This window comes from Pantoea sp. X85, assembly GCF_029623675.1.
Lineage (GTDB): Bacteria > Pseudomonadota > Gammaproteobacteria > Enterobacterales > Enterobacteriaceae > Pantoea > Pantoea leporis.
In genome coordinates this window covers 2,770,349-2,788,979 of sequence record NZ_CP121108.1, presented here as the reverse complement: position 1 = coordinate 2,788,979, position 18,631 = coordinate 2,770,349, and the positions used below count along the sequence as shown (strand labels likewise).

At 51.9% G+C, this 18,631-nt stretch carries 15 protein-coding genes and 1 tRNA gene; 8 read left to right on the top strand and 8 right to left on the bottom strand.

The genetic code is table 11. From position 1 onward, the window contains the following. Positions 1-185: 185 nt before the first annotated feature. A complete protein-coding gene (locus P6287_RS12890) occupies positions 186-1,838 on the top strand; it encodes a multidrug ABC transporter permease/ATP-binding protein (RefSeq protein WP_277973828.1) in 1,653 nt (550 codons plus the stop codon). Between the two features lie 156 nt (positions 1,839-1,994). Here the strand turns inward: P6287_RS12890 and P6287_RS12885 are convergent, their stop codons facing one another. Together P6287_RS12885 and P6287_RS12880 are read right to left on the bottom strand one after the other, a co-directional pair. Continuing rightward, positions 1,995-2,720: a 4'-phosphopantetheinyl transferase superfamily protein gene (locus P6287_RS12885; RefSeq protein ID WP_277973827.1), complete on the bottom strand. Its 726-nt coding sequence runs from the start codon at positions 2,718-2,720 to the stop codon at positions 1,995-1,997. Positions 2,721-2,797: 77 nt separating this feature from the next. Continuing rightward, a complete protein-coding gene (locus P6287_RS12880; protein WP_008105079.1) occupies positions 2,798-3,001 on the bottom strand; it encodes a hypothetical protein in 204 nt (67 codons plus the stop codon). 291 nt (positions 3,002-3,292) lie between these two features. On the opposite strand from P6287_RS12880, the gene P6287_RS12875 reads away from it, so the two are divergent. From P6287_RS12875 to P6287_RS12860, 4 genes are all read left to right on the top strand, one after another. Continuing rightward, on the top strand, positions 3,293-3,613 hold the full coding sequence (locus P6287_RS12875) for a metalloregulator ArsR/SmtB family transcription factor (RefSeq protein ID WP_277973826.1): 321 nt from the start codon (positions 3,293-3,295) through the stop codon (positions 3,611-3,613). 41 nt (positions 3,614-3,654) lie between these two features. After that, entirely contained in the window at positions 3,655-4,944 is a 1,290-nt protein-coding gene (locus P6287_RS12870) for an arsenic transporter (RefSeq protein ID WP_277973825.1), read from the top strand. Positions 4,945-4,956: 12 nt separating this feature from the next. Further along, a complete protein-coding gene (gene arsC / locus P6287_RS12865; protein WP_277973824.1) occupies positions 4,957-5,382 on the top strand; it encodes a glutaredoxin-dependent arsenate reductase in 426 nt (141 codons plus the stop codon). Between the two features lie 289 nt (positions 5,383-5,671). Further along, positions 5,672-6,601, top strand: a complete 930-nt coding sequence (locus P6287_RS12860) for a hypothetical protein (protein WP_277973823.1) — start codon at positions 5,672-5,674, stop codon at positions 6,599-6,601. 65 nt (positions 6,602-6,666) lie between these two features. Here P6287_RS12860 and P6287_RS12855 read toward each other — a convergent pair. The 3 genes from P6287_RS12855 to P6287_RS12845 form a co-directional block, all read right to left on the bottom strand. Next, positions 6,667-6,743: transfer RNA gene (locus P6287_RS12855), tRNA-Pro, on the bottom strand. Positions 6,744-6,813: 70 nt separating this feature from the next. After that, positions 6,814-8,568, bottom strand: coding sequence for an LPS biosynthesis-modulating metalloenzyme YejM (gene yejM, locus P6287_RS12850; RefSeq protein WP_101763685.1), 1,755 nt, complete (start codon positions 8,566-8,568; stop codon positions 6,814-6,816). A gap of 22 nt (positions 8,569-8,590) precedes the next feature. Then, entirely contained in the window at positions 8,591-8,818 is a 228-nt protein-coding gene (locus P6287_RS12845; RefSeq protein ID WP_036648480.1) for a YejL family protein, read from the bottom strand. A 158-nt stretch (positions 8,819-8,976) separates the two neighbouring features. Here P6287_RS12845 and yejK point away from each other — a divergent pair, with 158 nt between their 5' ends. Further along, positions 8,977-9,981, top strand: a complete 1,005-nt coding sequence (yejK, locus tag P6287_RS12840; protein ID WP_101763686.1) for a nucleoid-associated protein YejK — start codon at positions 8,977-8,979, stop codon at positions 9,979-9,981. A 35-nt stretch (positions 9,982-10,016) separates the two neighbouring features. On the opposite strand, the gene P6287_RS12835 is transcribed toward yejK, so the two are convergent. The 3 genes from P6287_RS12835 to P6287_RS12825 form a co-directional block, all read right to left on the bottom strand. Continuing rightward, entirely contained in the window at positions 10,017-13,829 is a 3,813-nt protein-coding gene (locus P6287_RS12835) for a S6 family peptidase (protein WP_277973822.1), read from the bottom strand. A gap of 216 nt (positions 13,830-14,045) precedes the next feature. Continuing rightward, entirely contained in the window at positions 14,046-14,330 is a 285-nt protein-coding gene (gene rplY, locus P6287_RS12830) for a 50S ribosomal protein L25 (protein WP_101763688.1), read from the bottom strand. A 131-nt stretch (positions 14,331-14,461) separates the two neighbouring features. After that, complete coding sequence (locus P6287_RS12825; RefSeq protein WP_101763689.1) at positions 14,462-16,216, bottom strand: DEAD/DEAH box helicase family protein; 1,755 nt, start codon at positions 16,214-16,216, stop codon at positions 14,462-14,464. A 166-nt stretch (positions 16,217-16,382) separates the two neighbouring features. Here P6287_RS12825 and rsuA point away from each other — a divergent pair, with 166 nt between their 5' ends. Continuing rightward, positions 16,383-17,105, top strand: coding sequence for a 16S rRNA pseudouridine(516) synthase RsuA (gene rsuA, locus P6287_RS12820; protein WP_101763690.1), 723 nt, complete (start codon positions 16,383-16,385; stop codon positions 17,103-17,105). A gap of 12 nt (positions 17,106-17,117) precedes the next feature. Continuing rightward, on the top strand, positions 17,118-18,311 hold the full coding sequence (locus P6287_RS12815; protein ID WP_137386172.1) for a Bcr/CflA family multidrug efflux MFS transporter: 1,194 nt from the start codon (positions 17,118-17,120) through the stop codon (positions 18,309-18,311). Positions 18,312-18,631: the final 320 nt, after the last annotated feature.

Here is an 18,631-nt window from a genome sequence, read left to right as displayed (position 1 = left end):
CAGATAATGCATTTTCAAAACAAAATACCTTCTTATCTGACAAGCATTTCGCAATAAATCGCGCCGCTACCAAACGAGCGGCGAGAAACATTTTACTCAGGCAAATTTGAGATGAGAATTATTCTTGCTATCAGCCAAGGCGACATTAAACTGCAGGCTGCTTTATTGACCGCTGGAACCCTTTGATGGCATTGCTGCAAGTCGTTTTTCGCCAGTACCGCTGGCCTTTTATTGGCGTCATTCTTCTTACATTGTTAAGCGCCGTGCTTGGTATTGGTTTGATTGCCTATATCAATAATGAGCTGATCGTCGCGGTGAATACTTCGATTTCGGTGCTGCCGAGTTTCCTTGGCCAGCTGTTCCTGCTAATGGCGGTGACGCTCGGCTCCCAGCTGGCGCTGACTATGCTCGGCCATCACTTTGTCTGGCGGCTGCGCGGCGAATTCATCAAACGGATTCTTGATACGCGCGTGGAGCGCATCGAACAGATTGGCAATGCCCAACTGCTGGCCGGTCTCACCAGCGATGTGCGCGCCATCACCATCGCCTTCGTGCGTTTACCCGAGCTGATTCAGGGCATCATTATTACGCTCGGTTCGGCGCTTTATCTCGCCTGGCTTTCGCCAAAAATGCTGTTGATCACCTGCCTGTGGCTGCTGGTGACGCTGGTTGGCGGCTGGTTGCTGGTATCACGCGTTTATCAGCACATGGCTAAGCTGCGTGAAATCGAAGATGACCTGTATCGCGATTTCCAGACCATTATCGAAGGGCGTAAAGAGCTGCAGCTTAACCGCGAACGTGCGCAGCTTATTTACGACAGCGTTTATCAGGAGAATGCCAAAAGCTATCGCCACCACATCGTGCGCGCCGATACCTTCCACCTCAGCGCGGTGAACTGGTCGAATATCATGATGCTCGGCGCGATTGGCATCGTGTTCTTTATGGCGAACGGGCTGGGCTGGGCAAATACGGCGGTGGCGGCAACTTATTCGCTGACGCTGCTGTTCCTGCGCACACCGCTGCTGGCGGCGGTCGGCGCCTTGCCAACGCTGCTCAGCGCGCAGGTGGCGTTTCGCAAGCTCAACAGGTTTGAACTGGCGCCCTATGAAGAAACGTTCAAGGCGCTGCCAAAAGTCAGCGACTGGCAAACGCTGGAGCTGCGCGACGTCTGCTTCCACTACGGCGAGCACGGATTCCAGGTTGGGCCGATCAATTTGACGCTGCGCCGCGGCGAGCTGGTGTTCCTGATTGGTGGCAACGGCAGCGGAAAATCGACGCTGGCGATGCTGCTCACCGGCCTCTATCAGCCGCAATCGGGCAGTTTGCTGCTGGATGGCAAGGTGGTGGATTGGCAAAACCTCGATGCGTATCGCAAACATTTCTCGGCGGTGTTTACCGACGTGCATCTGTTTGATCGCCTCATCGGCGATCAAGGGCAGCCAGCCAATCCTGCGCTGGTGCAGCAGTGGCTGGAGCGTCTGAAGATGCAGGACAAGCTCAAGCTGGAAGGCAACAGAGTGCTTAATCTGCAACTGTCGAAAGGGCAGAGCAAACGTCTGGCGCTGCTGCTGGCAGCCGCCGAAGAGCGCGATATTCTGTTGCTCGACGAATGGGCGGCGGATCAGGATCCGCATTTCCGTCGCATCTTCTATCGTGAGCTGCTGCCATGGTTACAGGAATCGGGTAAAACGGTATTCGCTATTAGTCATGACGATCACTACTTTATTCACGCCGATCGCTTGCTGGAGATGCGCGAAGGTCAACTAAGTGAGTTAACCGGTAACGAACGCGAGATGGCAACGCTGGATGCGGTGCAACGTACCGATACCGGCCATTAACGCCAGCCGGGAAAGCTTAGCAAAAACCCTTATTGGGCAAGAAGTTGCGGAGTGAGTAAAGTTACTCCCAGCAGAAATCCTCGTTTCTGCGTCCCTGGAACACTTTTCTGTCGTCTTGTGTTGTCACCGGCTCAGGTTTATTTCTGAGCCGGTTTTTTATTTTGTCGGGAGCGGATGCGTCAGCAGCGTAATCACGCGATCTCCAGCCAGCCAGAAACGCGCCTGCAGCAGCGCTTTGGTGGTGAAATACTCATCAAAATCCTGACACAACCGCAGCGTTGCGCGGCCTTGCTGCACGTCCAGTTCCAGCACTTCCGCCTGAAGAAAATCCATTGGCTGATGCAATTGCGGCCACAGCGCTTTGTACACACTCTCTTTCAATGAAAACAGCAGTGTAGCGGCTTGGGCAAAGGGCATAGGCCGCGCCAGCAGGCGCTGTTTTTCCGCCGGGCTCATCAACATCTCAGCGGTTTCATCGGCGGTTTCCTCCGCCATAATCTGCTCTACATCCACACCCACGCACAGTGGCTCGCGCGTCGCAGCCATCACCGCAACGCTGTGCGTATGCGACAGCGACGCCTGAATGCCGGCGGGCCACAACGGTGAACGATCGGGCGCATTACACAACACAAAGTGCGGTAAACCGAAGTGCGCAAAGTTTTGCTGCACCAGCCAGCGACTCGCCAGATGCTCGGCTTTGCGTTTCGTCACCGCGCTCTGTAGCGACGCGGGCAGCGGCAGTTGCCACGCCAGATGCAATTCAGCATGCCAGTGATGTTGATCGAATTCGCACCAGGCGATCGGCAATGTATCCAGCGACATGCCAGCAGCGCGGATAAACGGGGAAGAGGGCAGAGCAAGCGGCGTTTCAGAGGCGAACATAAAAAATCACGGCTGACGGAAAACGTAGTTTTACCAGCCAGCCGGATGGAGAGCAAGCCAAAGGGGCTCGCCCACTTTTAGTTATTTGGCGGAATAGCCATGCCTTTAATCTGCACCACGAAGTGCTGATGGCCTTTGGTGATGCGCGCACCGCGATCGCACCAGCGCGAGGCGAGACGGAAGAAATCGTCGCTGCCGATATCGTAAGCCAGTTCAACTTTATTGATACCCGAGTGCAGGAGTTCTTCCGCATCCTGCAGGTTTTTTGCTTTGATGACCATAATGGTTTCCATCGAAAAAACAGGAGCCCTAAGAGTAAGAGAAGTCTGTGACAGTTTTGTTTCAATATGATGAAGCGCTGTCATATTTATCCAGAAATGTGATCTGGCTCGGATTGGGTTGCATTCAGTAAGTTACTGATTAAAAGCCAATAATCAGCATTTCTTTGGCGATAATCTGAGAATGCTTTATTGCATGGAAAACATATGAAATCGCCAGACTTTATATTCTGCCTTTACTTCCAACACATATGAATTACCATATATAATAGATTTTTACTGGAACCTGGCCCAATGCTTCCTGTTCAACTTTTCAAGCTGCTTGCCGACAAAACGCGTACGACGATCGTTTTATTATTACGAGAGGCCGGAGAGCTGTGTGTCTGCGATCTCTGCACCGTTACCCAACAATCACAGCCAAAGATTTCACGCCACATTGCCTTGCTGCGCGATGCTGAGCTGATTCTGGATCGACGTGAAGGCAAGTGGATACACTATCGCCTTTCTCCGCATATGCCGGCCTGGGCTGCATCGATTATCGATACGGCCTGGAATAGCCAGCGTGAGGAAGTGCGTGAGTCGCTGAAGAACGCCGCTGCTACGGGTTGTGAATAATCATTAAACACATTCGATTATTCGAATGCATTGGAGGCGTGATGTTTCTGGCAGGCGCAATATTTGTTTTGACCATCGTGTTTGTCATCTGGCAGCCGCGCGGCCTGAGCATTGGCTGGACAGCAACGATAGGGGCTTTACTGGCGCTGGTGACCGGCGTTATCCAGTTAAACGATATTCCCGCTGTGTGGCATATCGTCTGGAATGCGACAGCGGCTTTTATCGCCGTCATTATCATCAGCCTGTTGCTGGACGAATCCGGTTTTTTTGAGTGGTGCGCTTTGCACGTAGCGCGCTGGGGAAGTGGGCGAGGGCGGCTGCTTTTCACCTATATCGTGTTGCTCGGTGCATGCGTTGCCGCGCTTTTCGCCAATGATGGTGCGGCTCTGATATTGACGCCGATCGTCATCGCAATGCTGCTGGCACTGGGCTTTAGTAAAGGTGCAACGCTGGCTTTCGTCATGGCAGCAGGATTTATCGCCGATACCGCGAGTTTGCCGCTGATCGTATCCAATCTGGTTAACATCGTTTCCGCAGATTTCTTCAAATTGGGATTCAACGCTTACGCGGCGGTGATGGTTCCGGTTGATATTGCCGCTATTATCACCACGCTGATAGTGCTGCACCTTTTCTTTCGCAAAGACATTCCCGCCAGCTATGAGGTTTCACGCCTCAAACTACCAGATGAAGCCATAAAAGATCCCGCTACCTTTAAAGCCGGTTGGCTGGTGCTGTTGTTGCTATTGGTGGGATTTTTCCTGCTGGAGCCGCTGGGCATTCCAGTCAGTGCTATCGCCGCACTGGGCGCGTTAATTCTGTTTATCGTTGCCAAAAGAGGTCAGGCGATTAACACCGGTAAAGTGTTACGCGGCGCGCCCTGGCAGATCGTGATTTTTTCGCTCGGCATGTACCTGGTAGTTTATGGCCTTAAAAATGCCGGGCTGACGCAACATCTCACCGACTTACTCAACCTCATTGCCAGCCACGGCTTATGGGCCGCCACCTTGGGTACCGGTTTGGTGACGGCGCTGCTTTCTTCAGTAATGAATAATATGCCAACGGTGCTGATTGGTGCGCTGTCGATTGATGCCAGCAGTGCGCAGGGCGTGATAAAGGAAGCGATGATTTATGCCAATGTTATTGGTTGCGACCTGGGGCCAAAAATTACGCCGATTGGCAGTCTCGCCACGTTGCTATGGCTGCACGTACTCGACCAGAAGAACATCAACATTAGCTGGGGTTATTACTTCCGCGTGGGTGTCGTGATGACATTGCCCGTGCTGCTCGTCACCCTTAGCGCGTTGGCCTTGCGCCTAACGTTGTCCCATTAGGAAGAGAGCACCATGACTGACATCACCATTTATCACAATCCCGCTTGCGGCACATCGCGCAACACGCTGGCGTTAATACGCAATAGCGGCGTTGAACCTACCGTTATTCTTTATCTTGAGACTCCGCCAAATCGTGAGCAGCTTAAGGCGTTGATTAGCGCGATGGGGATCGATGCGCGCGCTTTATTACGCAAAAATGTCGAACCCTACGAAAAATTAGGTTTGGCTGAAGAGCGTTTAAGTGATGAGCAACTCATCGAGGCGATGTTGAATTATCCCATCCTGATTAACCGCCCGATTGTTGTCTCCCCGCTGGGAACGCGTTTGTGCCGGCCTTCAGAAGCCGTGCTCGATATTCTTCCCGATGCGCAGCAGGGCGAATTCAGAAAGGAGGATGGTGAGAAGTTGATAGATAAGCACGGAAATCGATTTGTTTAGACCGAATTAGAAACAATAAAAAAGCAGCCGTTAAGGCTGCTTTTTTTGGCTTTTGGTTGGCACGGGAGGATTTGAACTTCCGACCTTGGACACCTCATATGCTTAGGGCGTTTCCATCACTTAGCTAGGTGGCAAAGTGAGTAAGGGTGATGGGAGTGTTTCTATAGTAGAGATATTAGTGTGATTAAGATCAAATTTCCGACAATTGAGAAGTGTATAAATACGTCAACTTATTATTCGCTACGAATAAACCGAGCCCTGACGAGATTTTCAATTCGGAAATTAACAAATGAAAAATACTATGCTTGCTTTACTGGTAATGAGTTCATTTTCTACCGTGGCTGCTGGCTTATCTCAGGCACAGGAAGCAGTAAGCCACACAGACCGCTACGGCGATTCGATTAACAACCGTCCAGAGGGTTCGGCGGGTGTACGTGGCGATTCACAGGATACTATGGGCGCTGCTATTGGTGCTGAACGAGCTCAGGCCCATGCTGATTTGAACAGTGCTCAAACTGTTAGCCAGAATCGGGCCGCTAACATGGCTGCCGTAGCTCGTGCTGATCAGGCCCAAGCTGTAGCTGACCGGTACGGTGATATTTCTGCACATCCTGCAGTAAATCAGGCTCCATACGCTACGCCTACTAAAAACCCTACGGCTGTTCCGAACATGCAGCCTCAAGCCGTACCGCAAGCAACACCACATAAAACACCATCTTACAGTGTGCCTACTCCTACAGCACAGTTAACGCCACAGATCGCACCTAATGAACAGTTCACTCCTTCCTACAGTGTTCCGACTGTTAAGCAACAGCTCACCCCGCAAGCCGTACCAACCAAACAACCTCAGATTACCGGTGCTTCTTACCGTGCCTATATCAATCAGCTTGAGCAAGCACAAACAATAAACGTCGCTGTTAGCAGCCTGAAACCTTCAACACTGGTTAACGTCACTGTGAACGGGATAACTAAAACTACAACGGCTGGAGTTATTGCGGCTGTTAATCCATCCGTACAAGTTGCAGTCCCGCACGTTCCCGCGTTTCAGGTTAATACGGGCAAAGGTTCCAAAAATGATAAGGCTTCATCACATTCTTTTGGCGGTAGCGGTAATGGTGCTAATAATGCTGCTAACACTAATAGCGCTCACGGCTTAGGCGGTGGGCCGCATATTGGTGGCGGTTCAGCGATGGGCGGTGGATTCCACGGTAGCTGGTAAGCGAGAAAATTCAGATATGAAAAAGGGATTATCTCGAAAGATAATCCCTTTTTTCGAAAGGATTTTGGTCGGCACGAGAGGATTTGAACCTCCGACCCCGGACACCCCATGACCGTGCGCTACCAGGCTGCGCTACGTGCCGAACGTGGAAGAATATTACTGTTTCTACGCACGATTGCAATATGAGCCGCATTTAACTGCCTCATAATTAATCAGTTTGCGACGAAACGCTTCTCTTCCGTCAGCACCTGCAGCAACAACGCCAGCTGCGGTTTATGATCTTTCAGTTTGTTACCCTGTGCATCGTAAGCGCTGTAGCTGCCATTGTTATTCAGCACCAGCGTCACGGTTGGCGTGGTCACTACCAGCTTGCCATCTTCGCTGCTCGCCACCCAATCGTGGCTGCGTTGTGCGGCAAACAGATCTTCACCCTGCGAGAAGTTAGCGGGATTAGTGCGCACGTGCAGTAAACGCTGCATCAGCGTGGTCATCACATCCTGCTGATCGGTCAGGCGATCGATGGTTTGCGCTGGCGTATTCGGCCAATGCACCACCAGCGGCACCTGTAACGTCGCACGATTGCCTGGATTGTCATCGTTGCTATCCAGATTGACCGCACGCTGCGCCGTGATCACCACCACGGTATTTTTCAGCAAATCGCGATCCTGCAAGGTTTGCAGCACCGCCTTAATCTGCTCGTCGACACCGCTTGCCTGACGCGTATAGCTACGCTGGCGCGCTTTTAGGTTGTCGCCATTGACCGTCACACCGTTAAGGGCAATCCACGAGAACCACGGCGCATTGTTTGATTTGTGGCCATTGAGCCAGTTCTGCCACTGCGTCACCGTGGTGCTATTCGGTTGGGTATCGGCCTGCGGCAGCGAGTAATCGGCTAACAAAGCCTGACGATACAGCGGTTGGCTGAAGCCGTCCGATGAGAACAAGCCAAACTGATAGCCTTGCGCGTTCAGCGCATTCAGCAGCACGGAAGGCGTACGCGACGCTAACACGCCATCCATATAGCTGGAAGAGATGCCGTAGAACAGGCCAAATAACCCTTTTTCCGGCTGTAGCCCCGCGCTGAAGTGCTGGGTGAAGCGCACGTTCTCACTGGCGAATTGATGAAGCGACGGCAGCGCTTTTTCCACCGTGGCGTTGTTCAGACCATCAACAGTTAGCACCAGCAGATTGTGGCGCGTACCGCCATCGCGGAAGGTAATGTCACTCAGTGGATACTGCACTGACAACGCTTCCGGATCACCCTGTTGCACCAGACGGCGCTGATACTCTTGCGCATCCAGCAAACCGTGACGCTCAAGGAAGCGACGCGCGGTCATTGGATAGGAGAGCGGCAGGTTGGCGCGCTGCATGGTAATTGGGCGATAGAAATTGGCATCGGCCCAGATATAGAGCAGGTGACTGGCGAAGAAGGCGCTGATAAACAGCGCAGCCAGCGGCTTGCCGAACGAGCGCCGATTAAGGCTGCGCAGCTTTTGCCAGCTCCAGGTCGCGAACAGCATTTCGACGAGGAAAATCAGCGGCACGCTGATAAACATCAGCTGCCAGTCGCGCGCCATCTCGCTTTGATCAGGGTTTATCACCAGCTCCCACACCACCGGATTGAGGTGCAAGTGGAAGCGGCTGAACACCGCGCTGTCGACCATAATCAGCGTCAGTCCGGCGGTGGCGACAATCGCCGACAACACCCTAAGCAATCGCTGTGACATCACCACGAAAGTGAGCGGGAAGATGATGAGCAGATAACCGGCGAAGACGATGAAACTGAAATGACCGATCCAGCTGGTATAGGCATAGATACGTCCCGCGAGTGACGCGGGCCAGTCGGCGACCAACAGGTAGCGGCTGCCTAAAATTAACGCGAAGATAATATTAAACAGGGCAAACCAATGCCCCCAGCTGATCATCTGGGAGACTTTTTCACGGTAGCGCTGCCGGTTGGTTACCATATTATGAGGTCAAATCTGCATATTAATGAGCGTTATCATCGCGTACGGATGACTGCAACGCATCCGCGAAAGATCGAGCCAGTGTGCGGCGTTGAGCCGGTGAAACGCTGGTATTGATCAAGTTAGTTACCATGTTACCCAATACCATCAGGGAAAGGTCGGTTGGCGCTTTGTCTTTTTCAAGAATCTGCGCCATCTCTGCGAGGAGCTTTTCCACGCGTTCGTCACTGTAACGGGATGATTGTGGCATATCGTCGTCTAATCAAGGGTGAAAAGGCGGTATATTACCGTAACAACGCATTTTTTTCCGCAATTTTATCGCAAGCAGAGCGATCAGTTTGTGCTGGCAGTTGAAAGCGGCTGCGGGCGGTGTTTGAATACGCGCCTGAGCTAAAAGGAGAGTCTACCATGAGTCTGGATATCGACCAGATTGCCCTGCATCAGTTAGTTAAACGTGATGAAAACCAGCTTGAACTGGTACTGCGCGACACCTTGCTGCCTGCAACCCGCGCGGTTGAAGAGATGGCAGAAGAGCTGCACCGGGTTTATAGCGCCAAAAGCAAAGCTTACGGCCTGTTTAACGAAGATAGCGAACTGGCCGATGCGTTGCGTAACTGCCGCAAAGGGGAAGATGACTTTCTGGCGTTTAGCCGTGCGGCAACTGGACGTCTGCGTGATGAACTGAGCAAATATCCGTTTGCGGAAGGCGGCGTGGTGCTGTTTTTACACTATCGCTATCTGGCCGTGGAATATTTGCTGATTGCGGTTCTCAACAGCCAGTCGAGCATGCGCGTTAACGAGCAGCTGGATATCAGCAGCACCCATTATCTCGATATCAATCATGCGGATATTGTGGCGCGTATCGATCTCACCGAGTGGGAAACTAACCCGGAATCCACCCGTTATCTGACCTTCCTGCGCGGTCGCGTGGGGCGTAAAGTAGCGGATTTCTTCATGGATTTCCTTGGCGCTAGCGTCGGTCTGGACACCAAAGCGCAAAACCGTGGGCTGCTGCAAGCGGTTGATGATTACTGCGCCGAATCGGATCTCGATAAAAACGAGCGTCAGAACTATCGTCAGCAGGTTTACAGCTACTGTAACGATCAGCTGCAGGCCGGCGAAGAGATTGCGCTGCACGATCTCTCCAGTGAATTACCGCCGCTGGGAGAAAAAACGTTTCAGGCCTTTACCCAGGAGCAAGGTTACGAGCTGGAAGAGACTTTCCCTGCGGATCGTAGCACCTTGCGCCAGTTGACCAAGTTTGCGGGCAGCGGCGGCGGATTAACCCTGAACTTTGATGCCATGCTGCTCGGCGAGCGCATCTTCTGGGATCCCACCACCGACACGCTGACCATTAAAGGCACGCCACCGAATTTGCGCGATCAGCTGCAACGCCGCACCAGCAGTAAATGAAAAAAGCCGGGTCACCAAAGTGCCCGGCTTTTCTATTAGAACGAATAGTTTATGCCACTGCTGATGAGAGAATCGGTACGGAACTTGCCACCAAAGCTATGCTTCGCGCCAATATTCGCTGACCAGTTGTCGCTGATTTTCCCCTCTAAACCCAGATGAACCCGATAACGATCGTCGTCCAGCGCGCCATAAATGCGCCGGCTGTGGCGATCCTCAAGGGTTAGTGAAGAGCCAGAACGGCCCGATGAAAATTGTTTTTCAACGGTGGCGTTGAATCGCACGCGTGGCAGCAGCGTACCGAGCCCCTGCTTGCTGACTTCAATACCCGGCGCGAGTCCCCACGGCATGGCTGAACTCAGGGCAATGCTGGCCTCTCTGCTTTCCAGCGTGTATCCCGGTAAATAGCCTGCGCTGGCTTTCAGGTAAGGCGATAGCGTGAAAGACGCATCCAGCAGAGGGTAGGATTTACCCCATTTTGCACTGCCTGCCAGCATATGGCTGGTTTTTGAGGTGCTTTTTACTCCCAATACCGGGTCAAGGTGAATGTCCTGACGCAGATGCAGGTAGCTGGCAGCAAGATCCATAAACCATCCTTCATCGCTCATTCCGCTCGCATACAGGCCCAGAGTGCTCAGTTTATGGCTAATGCTGGCTTCTTCCCCGGCATTTCCCAGGCTGTAACTGGCGGTCACGCCATAAAGCCAGGCATCCGCTTGCGCATCGGCACCGATCTCTAGCCTGCTGTCTTTTAACGTTACGCTATCCATTCTGCCGCGATTTTGGCTGAGGCTGGCCCATGCGCCGCTATTTTCATGGTTACCGCGCAGTAGCTGAGCGCGATCGGTCAGCATATTGCTGATTTCACTGAACAGGTAGTGGCGCGAAGCGAGCAGGGCGCGAGTACTCTGCACCAGCGGCTGATTATCAATGATCTCAAACCAGTCTTCTGCAGTACCCGGATTTGGCGTGATCTCGGGCTCAGGTTTCACTTCTGGTTCAGGCTTAACTTCCGGTTCAGGCGTAATGTCGGGTTCGGGATGAGTCTCCGGATCGGGGTCAATTACCGGATCGGGTGGTAACACCGGATCCGGCGTTTTGGCAATGATCCATTTCACGCGACCATTCTCTTCCACAACCTGATAATCAGCGGTATAGAGCGAGAAACCGCGTTTGACTGGTGGTAGCGTGAAATAGTCGTGCGCGGTTCCGGCGGGCGCGTTCACCAGCACGATCTCTTTCGCGATGCGGTTGGGGAAGGTTTCACCCAGCATAAACCCAAGATCGAGGGTGTTGCTGCCGCCCTGCACGCTGGATCCAATGTATAAACTGTCGCTGATGGCGGACTGTGGCGCGATGCCGAAACCAAGCTGCAGATGATTTGCCGTCAGATGTTCCACAGAGAGCAGCTTCGGCGTCCAGGCCATTTCATCTGCAGCAAGAAGCGAGATGATACCGCCTTTACCTGCATCCATCCGATGCAAGCGGCTGTTACCATTCATGTTCCAGAATGTTTCACTGCTCAGGGTGACTCTCGCTGAGTGACTGTCGTTGATGTGGCCGTGGTAATCGACTTTGCCAAGATGAAGCAATGCGTTATCGCCCAGCGTGATATTGCCCTCAACCGAGCTGGCGGGAAGGAAACGCAACTCTTCCGCGTTTCGCTGTGCAACTTTGCAGCTGCCCTTAGTGCTTTGCACCGGCGAGGTGCAGCGTAAAATTTGCTGCTCATCAGCAGCGTCGGGATGGTAGCCAAGGATAACCTGGCTGTTGTCGCCCGCCTGGATATCGGCTTTAACCTGCGCGTATTCACCGACCTGTAAACGTGCATTGTCATTGACTACAATGTTATTGGCGGTGAAAGAGGAAGTGTACCAATCGTTGTCAATGATCAGGCCGCCGGCATGAGGAACGGGTTGCCCGGACAGCAGAAGAATCCCCTTATTGACGCTGATATTTCCATTTAAATGGATATTACCGGTCAGTGCGAAATGTGTATTTCCACTCTCCGGAGATAAATTCACATCTAATGCACCATTATTTTTATCCGACGAGCGCGTGCCAATGTCTCCGCGGAAAACTAAATCATTTAACTGTGATAGTCGATAATCGACGGCTTGAACCAAATCATATCCCAGATACTTCCAGTCTTCATTGTCCTGCTGATTTGTGGGGAAGTACCAATACTTCTCTTTTTTTAATTGAAAATACTCTTTACGTTGCGTTCTCGAATTATAATATTCATAAATATCACCAATATTACCAATGTCGACACTGCTCCAGGTGTTAATGTTGATATCGCTACGTGAGTACCCTGTAAGCGTTAGACTGGCCGAGGTTAACTCACTCTGATTGATCACTGCCGCACCGCTATCCGTGTGATTAATCTTTCGCATTATGAGATTATTACCATTAAGATCCAATGTCCCCCCACGATAACCAAAATAAATGTTATCAGGATTAACCTGGTCTTCGCTCGCTAAAATAACGGTAGGCCGACCGCTCGCTAAATACAGTCGAGAAAATGCCTGGCGATTTCCTTGCGCATCTTTTTGTTGATCCAGAATAACGGTGCCATCGCCGATATTCAGTCCGCCTTCATTGACACCTGTAGCATTAATATGTAAGACGCCACCGCCAATTTTGTGTAAATCATCATCTTTTAGTCCATTCACTTGCCAGATGACTTTTTTCCCTTCATCGATTTCAACGCCGCCGCCCACCCAGGTTGCGCCCACATTCTCTGCAGATTTCAGGGTGTAGTTATTAGAAAACTGTAGTTTTCCTGCTCCCAGATTAACGGCCTCATTAAGAATAATGTCTCCGCCCGCGCCGTTAAAGCGAATATCTTTGGTTGCATCAAGTTCAATAAGGCTGGCTTTGCCTGGCGCCAAATGACGATATGTGTTGTCTAAACCTTGCCAACCCCAGTTTTTACTACCTTGGACCAGCTTATCTGCATTCCAGTAAATTGGGCCATTATTCGCAAAATCAGTGACATCGGGAGAGATATTGTTGGCAATAATCCCATTAAAATATTCTTCATTAAAACGTGTTGAGATAACTTTGCGACCATAAGGCGTTGCGCTACCATAACCACCATAATGTACACCAGCAAGTTTCCATTTTTTATCAACATTGTCGTAGACATAAATAGGGCTGCCACTGTCACCGCCGCCGGTTGATATTGATAAAGCGGATGAATATTGATGGCCAGGTTCATATTGAATCCAATAGAAATCGTCATTTTTTTCTTTGTTGAAGGTAATGGTGTCAATATTAATTGTTCCACCCGCTAACCATTTATAGGCACTGGCCAGGAGCTCTTTCTCAGTGAGGTCATTTGTGACCTGTGTCATTTCACCAGCACCCGCGCGCACATAAGCAATATACCGAGAGCCATGTCCTTTCTGAAGCTCATTACGTTCCACATAATCTATTGGCGCTACTTCGGTTACAACTTTGTTTAACCGTGGCAGAATATTATCCTGAACGGCGGATTGATTGCGGTTAATAAAAAGATAACGGGTGGAATAAGCAGAAGGACCGCCAAAATAAACGCTACCCAAAGCGGTTACGTGCCGTGTGGTGGTTACATAGGATGGATTAATTAATGTGGCAAACCCGCGACGAGATACACTGCTAAGGTCGGGCATGGCAAAATCAAGATAACCACTCAGCTCGCCATCTTTTTTAAAAATGGGAATATTGCTTAAGCCGACACGATATTTACCCATATTTTCGGCAAAATCACGGTATTCTTGCACGTTAATGTCATGACGCATTACGCCCGCATAGCCAGAAAATGAGATGAGTATGATGCCATAGCCCAAGGCAGTTATTTTTTTCACTTGAAGTCCTTGCAGACAAATTCTGGAGAAATGTTAAAACGGCATTCTCCATGGTTTGTGAAAGCTTCATGGCAAAGAACAGTCTCAAATAAACGAAAGCAGAGAGAAATGAAAGACAGGGGTTTTTAGGAAGGGAAGATATCGGGTTATTTTTTATGCCTAAAATAAAAGGGCCGGTTTCGCAACCGGCCCTTCTACCTTCAACTCATTCAGCGATTAAGCGCGAACGAAGTCGATGTGGAAAAGTTTTGGCTTGAACGGATGACGCTGTACCGCCTGAGCTTTAACTTTAACTTCTTTGCCATCAACCGCGATGGTCAGCACTTCGCTGTAGAACTCAGGTTTAACCTGTACGTTCATCACTGCATCGTGGTCGAGTTCGATAGCAATTGGTGCTTCATTTCCGCCATAGATGATGGCTGGGAATTTGTTTGCTACACGCAGGCGGCGGCTCGCACCCTTACCCTGGTCTTTACGTACTTCAGCGTTAATAGTGAACATTTGATGTCTCTTCAATAGTTCCTGCTACAGGCGACCCAGCAACAGGACGGTTATTCAAACTGCTTTTACGGATGCAAAAGCGGGCGGCATTATAGCCCCAATGATGCTGCAGGGGCAAATGATTCCGCCGCTTAACGCAGTTCGTTGGCACGGCGATAACGGCCCTGATAATCAAACATTTTTTCGCGAATCTGCCAGAAATGGCCTTTTGCGCGTGCCACCACAAAGTCCGGATGACGCAATAAAGGCTGTAAGGCGATGACATCCGCTGCGGTTTGCCAGCCAAGTTCCACGCCCGGCGCGCGCTGATGCGGGCGCATAAACAGCTGCTCAAAGGCTTTACGTTGTGCCGGCGTTTGCAGGCGAAAACGTTCGCTGACGCTGGTGCCATCTTCATCGAAATAGGTGGCTTTCAGCCATTCGCCTTTATCATCGCGTCCTTGCTCCAGCGTCATGCCGGCGCAGCGCAACACGCGCGCATCTTTCAGTTTCAGCGCCGCTTTCAGCATGTCATCCGGATCGACCAGAATTTTGTCGCATTGATGGCAGCGTCGCGCGGCGATGTCATTCTCGGCGCCGCAATCCGGGCAGCTTTTGAAGCGAAAGCGATAATCACACTGTTCGCGCTCGCCTTCATCATCTTCCAGTACGCCCTGACAGCGGCGGCCAAAATGCTCGATGATGTGTCCATCTTCGGTGGTTTTGCCCCAGAAGGTATTGGCGAAACCGCAGGCGGGACAAAAAACCTGCACCGGCTGATTGTCGCTGGCCCCTTTCGGCGCGCCGACTTCGGGGGTGAAAAGATCGTGTGGATTACCGGCGTAATCCAGCACCAGACAATCGGTTTTGCCGGGTGACAAGCGTAAACCGCGACCGACGATCTGCTGGTAGAGGCTAACGGATTCGGTAGGGCGCAAAATGGCGATCAAATCCACGTGGGGCGCGTCAAAGCCAGTGGTCAGAACGGCAACGTTGACCAGAAACTTCAGCTGCTGCGCTTTAAATGCACCAATCAAGCGGTCACGATCCTTTACTGCCGTTTCCGCCGAGACCAGCGCGCTGTTTTCAGGCAGCAGCGTGAGGATTTCACGGGCATGTTCCACGGTGGAGGCAAACACCATCACGCCACGGCGATCTTCAGCAAACTCAATAATCTGGCGAATAATATGCGGCGTTACGCGATGCTGTTGTTTCAGCTCGCGGTTGAGATCGGCTTCGCTAAACAGGCCATTATTTTGCGGGATCAGGCGGCTGAAATCGTACTGCACCACCGGCATATCTAAGCGCTCCGGCGGCACCAGAAAGCCGTGTTTGATCATATAGCGCAGCGGCAGCTCATAAATGCAGTCGCGGAACAGCGCTTTTTCATCGCCGCGCACCATGCCGTGATAGTGGAACTGGTAGATCCAGCCTTTGCCGAGTCGGAAGGGCGTGGCGGTCAAACCCAACAGGCGCAACTGCGGATTGTGCTGCCGCAGGTGGGCGAACAGCAGCTGATACTGGCTCTCTTCGTTATCACTGATGCGGTGACACTCATCAACGATCACCAGTGAAAAGGCGCTATCGAAGCGGTTGAGATTGCGCGCCACCGACTGCACGCTGCCAAACACCACTTTGCTTTCGCTCTGCTTGCGCTGCAAACCCGCGGCGAAGATGTCTGCTTCAAGTCCATAAGCCTGATATTTGCTGTGATTCTGCTCCACCAGCTCTTTGACGTGAGCCAGCACCAATACCCGTCCACGCGCTAGCCGCGCCAGTTCAGCAATCACCAGACTCTTACCCGCACCGGTCGGCAGCACAATCACCGCAGGCGTGGTATGGCGACGAAAGTGGTTGAGGGTGGCGTCAACCGCCTCTTGTTGGTATGGGCGCAGGGAGAATGACATTGGGGCAAACTTTTTTCTGGAACGGACGCGCATTATGCCATGAAAGCCAGTTAAACGCAGGTTCACTACTGTTAGCACTCTAAGGATCAAGCTATACTGCCCACACTTTCTTAACGGACAAAAACACCGTTTCAGTTTCCCCCGCAGTAACAGGCAAAGCGAATTCATGCGACTCGAAAAATTCATATCTCAGCAACTGGAAGTTAGCCGTGCTATCGCCGGACGCGAAATCCGCGCCAAAAAAGTCACCATTAACGGCGAAGTTGTGCGCGATGCGGCATACAAAGTACAGCCAGACGATGAAGTCGAATACGACGGCAATCCGCTGGTGGTGCAGCAAGGACCGCGCTATTTCATGCTGAATAAGCCGCAGGGTTACGTCTGCTCAACCGACGATCCCGATCATCCCACCGTGCTGTTCTTTATCGAAGAACCCGCGGCGTTCAAGCTGCATGCGGCGGGCCGTCTGGATATCGACACCACTGGTTTGGTGCTGCTGACCGACGATGGCCAATGGTCACACCGCATTACCTCACCGAAGCATCACCTGGAAAAAACCTATCTGGTGGAAGTGGAGGAGCCAATCGATCCTGTCCTGGTTGAGAAGTTCGCTGCGGGTGTACAGCTGCACAATGAAAAAGAGCTCACCAAGCCGGCCGTGCTAGAGATTCTCGATGAGAAAGCCGCCCGTTTGACTATCAGCGAAGGGCGTTACCATCAGGTCAAACGCATGTTTGCGGCGATGGGTAACCATGTCTCAGCGCTGCATCGCGAACGTATTGGTGACATCGAGCTGGATGAAGATCTCGGCGAAGGTGAATATCGTGAACTGACCCAGCAAGAGGTCGACAGCATCGGCCTGCCAGAAGAACTCAAACAACGTAAATAGCGGGAGAACGCGGTGCGCAAGGAAAAGAATTCACCGGTCGGTTTAGTGGTCATCCTCGGATTGCTGGCAATGCTGATGCCGCTCTCTATCGATATGTATCTGCCGGCCATGCCGCAAATCGCCCATGAGTTTGCGGTTTCAGCGGGCAGTGTGCAGATGACGCTCAACCTTTACATCCTCGGTTTCGCCATTGGCCAGTTAGTTTATGGTCCACTGGCAGACAGCTACGGACGTAAACCGGTGATTGTGCTGGGAACGCTAATTTTTGCCTGCGCCGCCGCGGCTTGCGCGCTGTCACAAACCATCGATCAGCTGATCTTTATGCGCTTCCTGCACGGCTTATCGGCCGCCGCTGCCAGCGTGGTGATCAACGCCTTGATGCGCGACACCTACTCGAAAGAGGACTTCTCGCGCATGATGTCATTCGTGATGCTGGTGACCACCATCGCGCCGCTGCTGGCACCGATTATCGGTGGCTGGCTGCTGTTGCTGTGGAACTGGCACGCCATTTTCTGGACGCTGGCGGGCGCTGCGCTGATCACCACGGTTCTGGTGGTGACGCAAATTCGTGAAACGCTTAAGCCCGAACAGCGCCAGCGCTTTCATCTGCGGACCACGCTGGGCAACTTTGTGGCGCTGGTGCGCCACAAGCGCGCCTTCAGTTACATGCTGGCAAGCGGTTTCTCCTTTGCCGGATTATTCACCTTCCTCAACGCCGGTCCGTTTGTCTACATCGAAGTGAACCACGTTTCCCCGCAGAACTTTGGCTATTACTTTGGCCTGAACGTGGTGTTCCTGTTCGTGATGACGTTGATCAACAGCCGCGCCGTGCGCCGTTTTGGTCCGGTGAAAATGTTCCGCATGGGATTGTTGATTCAGTTCGCGATGGGCGTTTGGCTGCTGATTTCCAGCGCGCTGGATTTAGGCTTCTTGTCGCTGGTGTTTGGCGTGGCGATGTTTATTGGCTGCGTCTCGACGGTGTCGTCGAATGCGATGGCGGTGATTCTGGATGAGTTTCCGCATATGGCGGGCACCGCTTCCTCGCTGGCGGGAACGCTGCGTTTTGGTGTCGGTGCTTTAGTCGGCGCGCTGCTCTCATTAGTCAGCATTAACAGCGCCTGGCCGATGGTTGCCACCATTGCGCTGTGCGCCACAATTTCGATTGTGCTGTTCACCTATGCTTCGCGGCCTCAACAGCCGGCGTGACATCCCCAGGGTCGTCATAAATGGCGACCTGGCCTCTCTTAATTCTTCTCCCTCACTCGCTAATCCCCATTCATTCGTTATGCTTAATGTTTCCATTATGTGAAAATTTAGAGATAAAAAAGTAACGATAATGCGTCTAAAATGATTGTTAACCGCAGCCGAACACGGTAAACATAGGCATAAATGTGAGAAGCCTCGCAAATTATAAATTGGCTACACGCTTTGTGTTTAAAACGAGAAGGCAGACTGAATTGGTATTCAGAGCTAATCAGGTTGGGATTCACCACGTTGTGCCGTCGTCGTGAATAAAGTTAACGTCT

Bases quoted from the DNA above. Each gene is read 5' to 3' on its own strand.
- P6287_RS12890 (WP_277973828.1), top strand. From the start codon at position 186: ATGGCATTGCTGCAAGTCGTTTTTCGCCAGTACCGCTGGCCTTTTATT.
- P6287_RS12885 (WP_277973827.1), bottom strand. From the start codon at position 2,720: ATGTTCGCCTCTGAAACGCCGCTTGCTCTGCCCTCTTCCCCGTTTATC.
- P6287_RS12880 (WP_008105079.1), bottom strand. From the start codon at position 3,001: ATGGTCATCAAAGCAAAAAACCTGCAGGATGCGGAAGAACTCCTGCAC.
- P6287_RS12875 (WP_277973826.1), top strand. From the start codon at position 3,293: ATGCTTCCTGTTCAACTTTTCAAGCTGCTTGCCGACAAAACGCGTACG.
- P6287_RS12870 (WP_277973825.1), top strand. From the start codon at position 3,655: ATGTTTCTGGCAGGCGCAATATTTGTTTTGACCATCGTGTTTGTCATC.
- arsC (WP_277973824.1), top strand. From the start codon at position 4,957: ATGACTGACATCACCATTTATCACAATCCCGCTTGCGGCACATCGCGC.
- P6287_RS12860 (WP_277973823.1), top strand. From the start codon at position 5,672: ATGAAAAATACTATGCTTGCTTTACTGGTAATGAGTTCATTTTCTACC.
- yejM (WP_101763685.1), bottom strand. From the start codon at position 8,568: ATGGTAACCAACCGGCAGCGCTACCGTGAAAAAGTCTCCCAGATGATC.
- P6287_RS12845 (WP_036648480.1), bottom strand. From the start codon at position 8,818: ATGCCACAATCATCCCGTTACAGTGACGAACGCGTGGAAAAGCTCCTC.
- yejK (WP_101763686.1), top strand. From the start codon at position 8,977: ATGAGTCTGGATATCGACCAGATTGCCCTGCATCAGTTAGTTAAACGT.
- rplY (WP_101763688.1), bottom strand. From the start codon at position 14,330: ATGTTCACTATTAACGCTGAAGTACGTAAAGACCAGGGTAAGGGTGCG.
- P6287_RS12825 (WP_101763689.1), bottom strand. From the start codon at position 16,216: ATGTCATTCTCCCTGCGCCCATACCAACAAGAGGCGGTTGACGCCACC.
- rsuA (WP_101763690.1), top strand. From the start codon at position 16,383: ATGCGACTCGAAAAATTCATATCTCAGCAACTGGAAGTTAGCCGTGCT.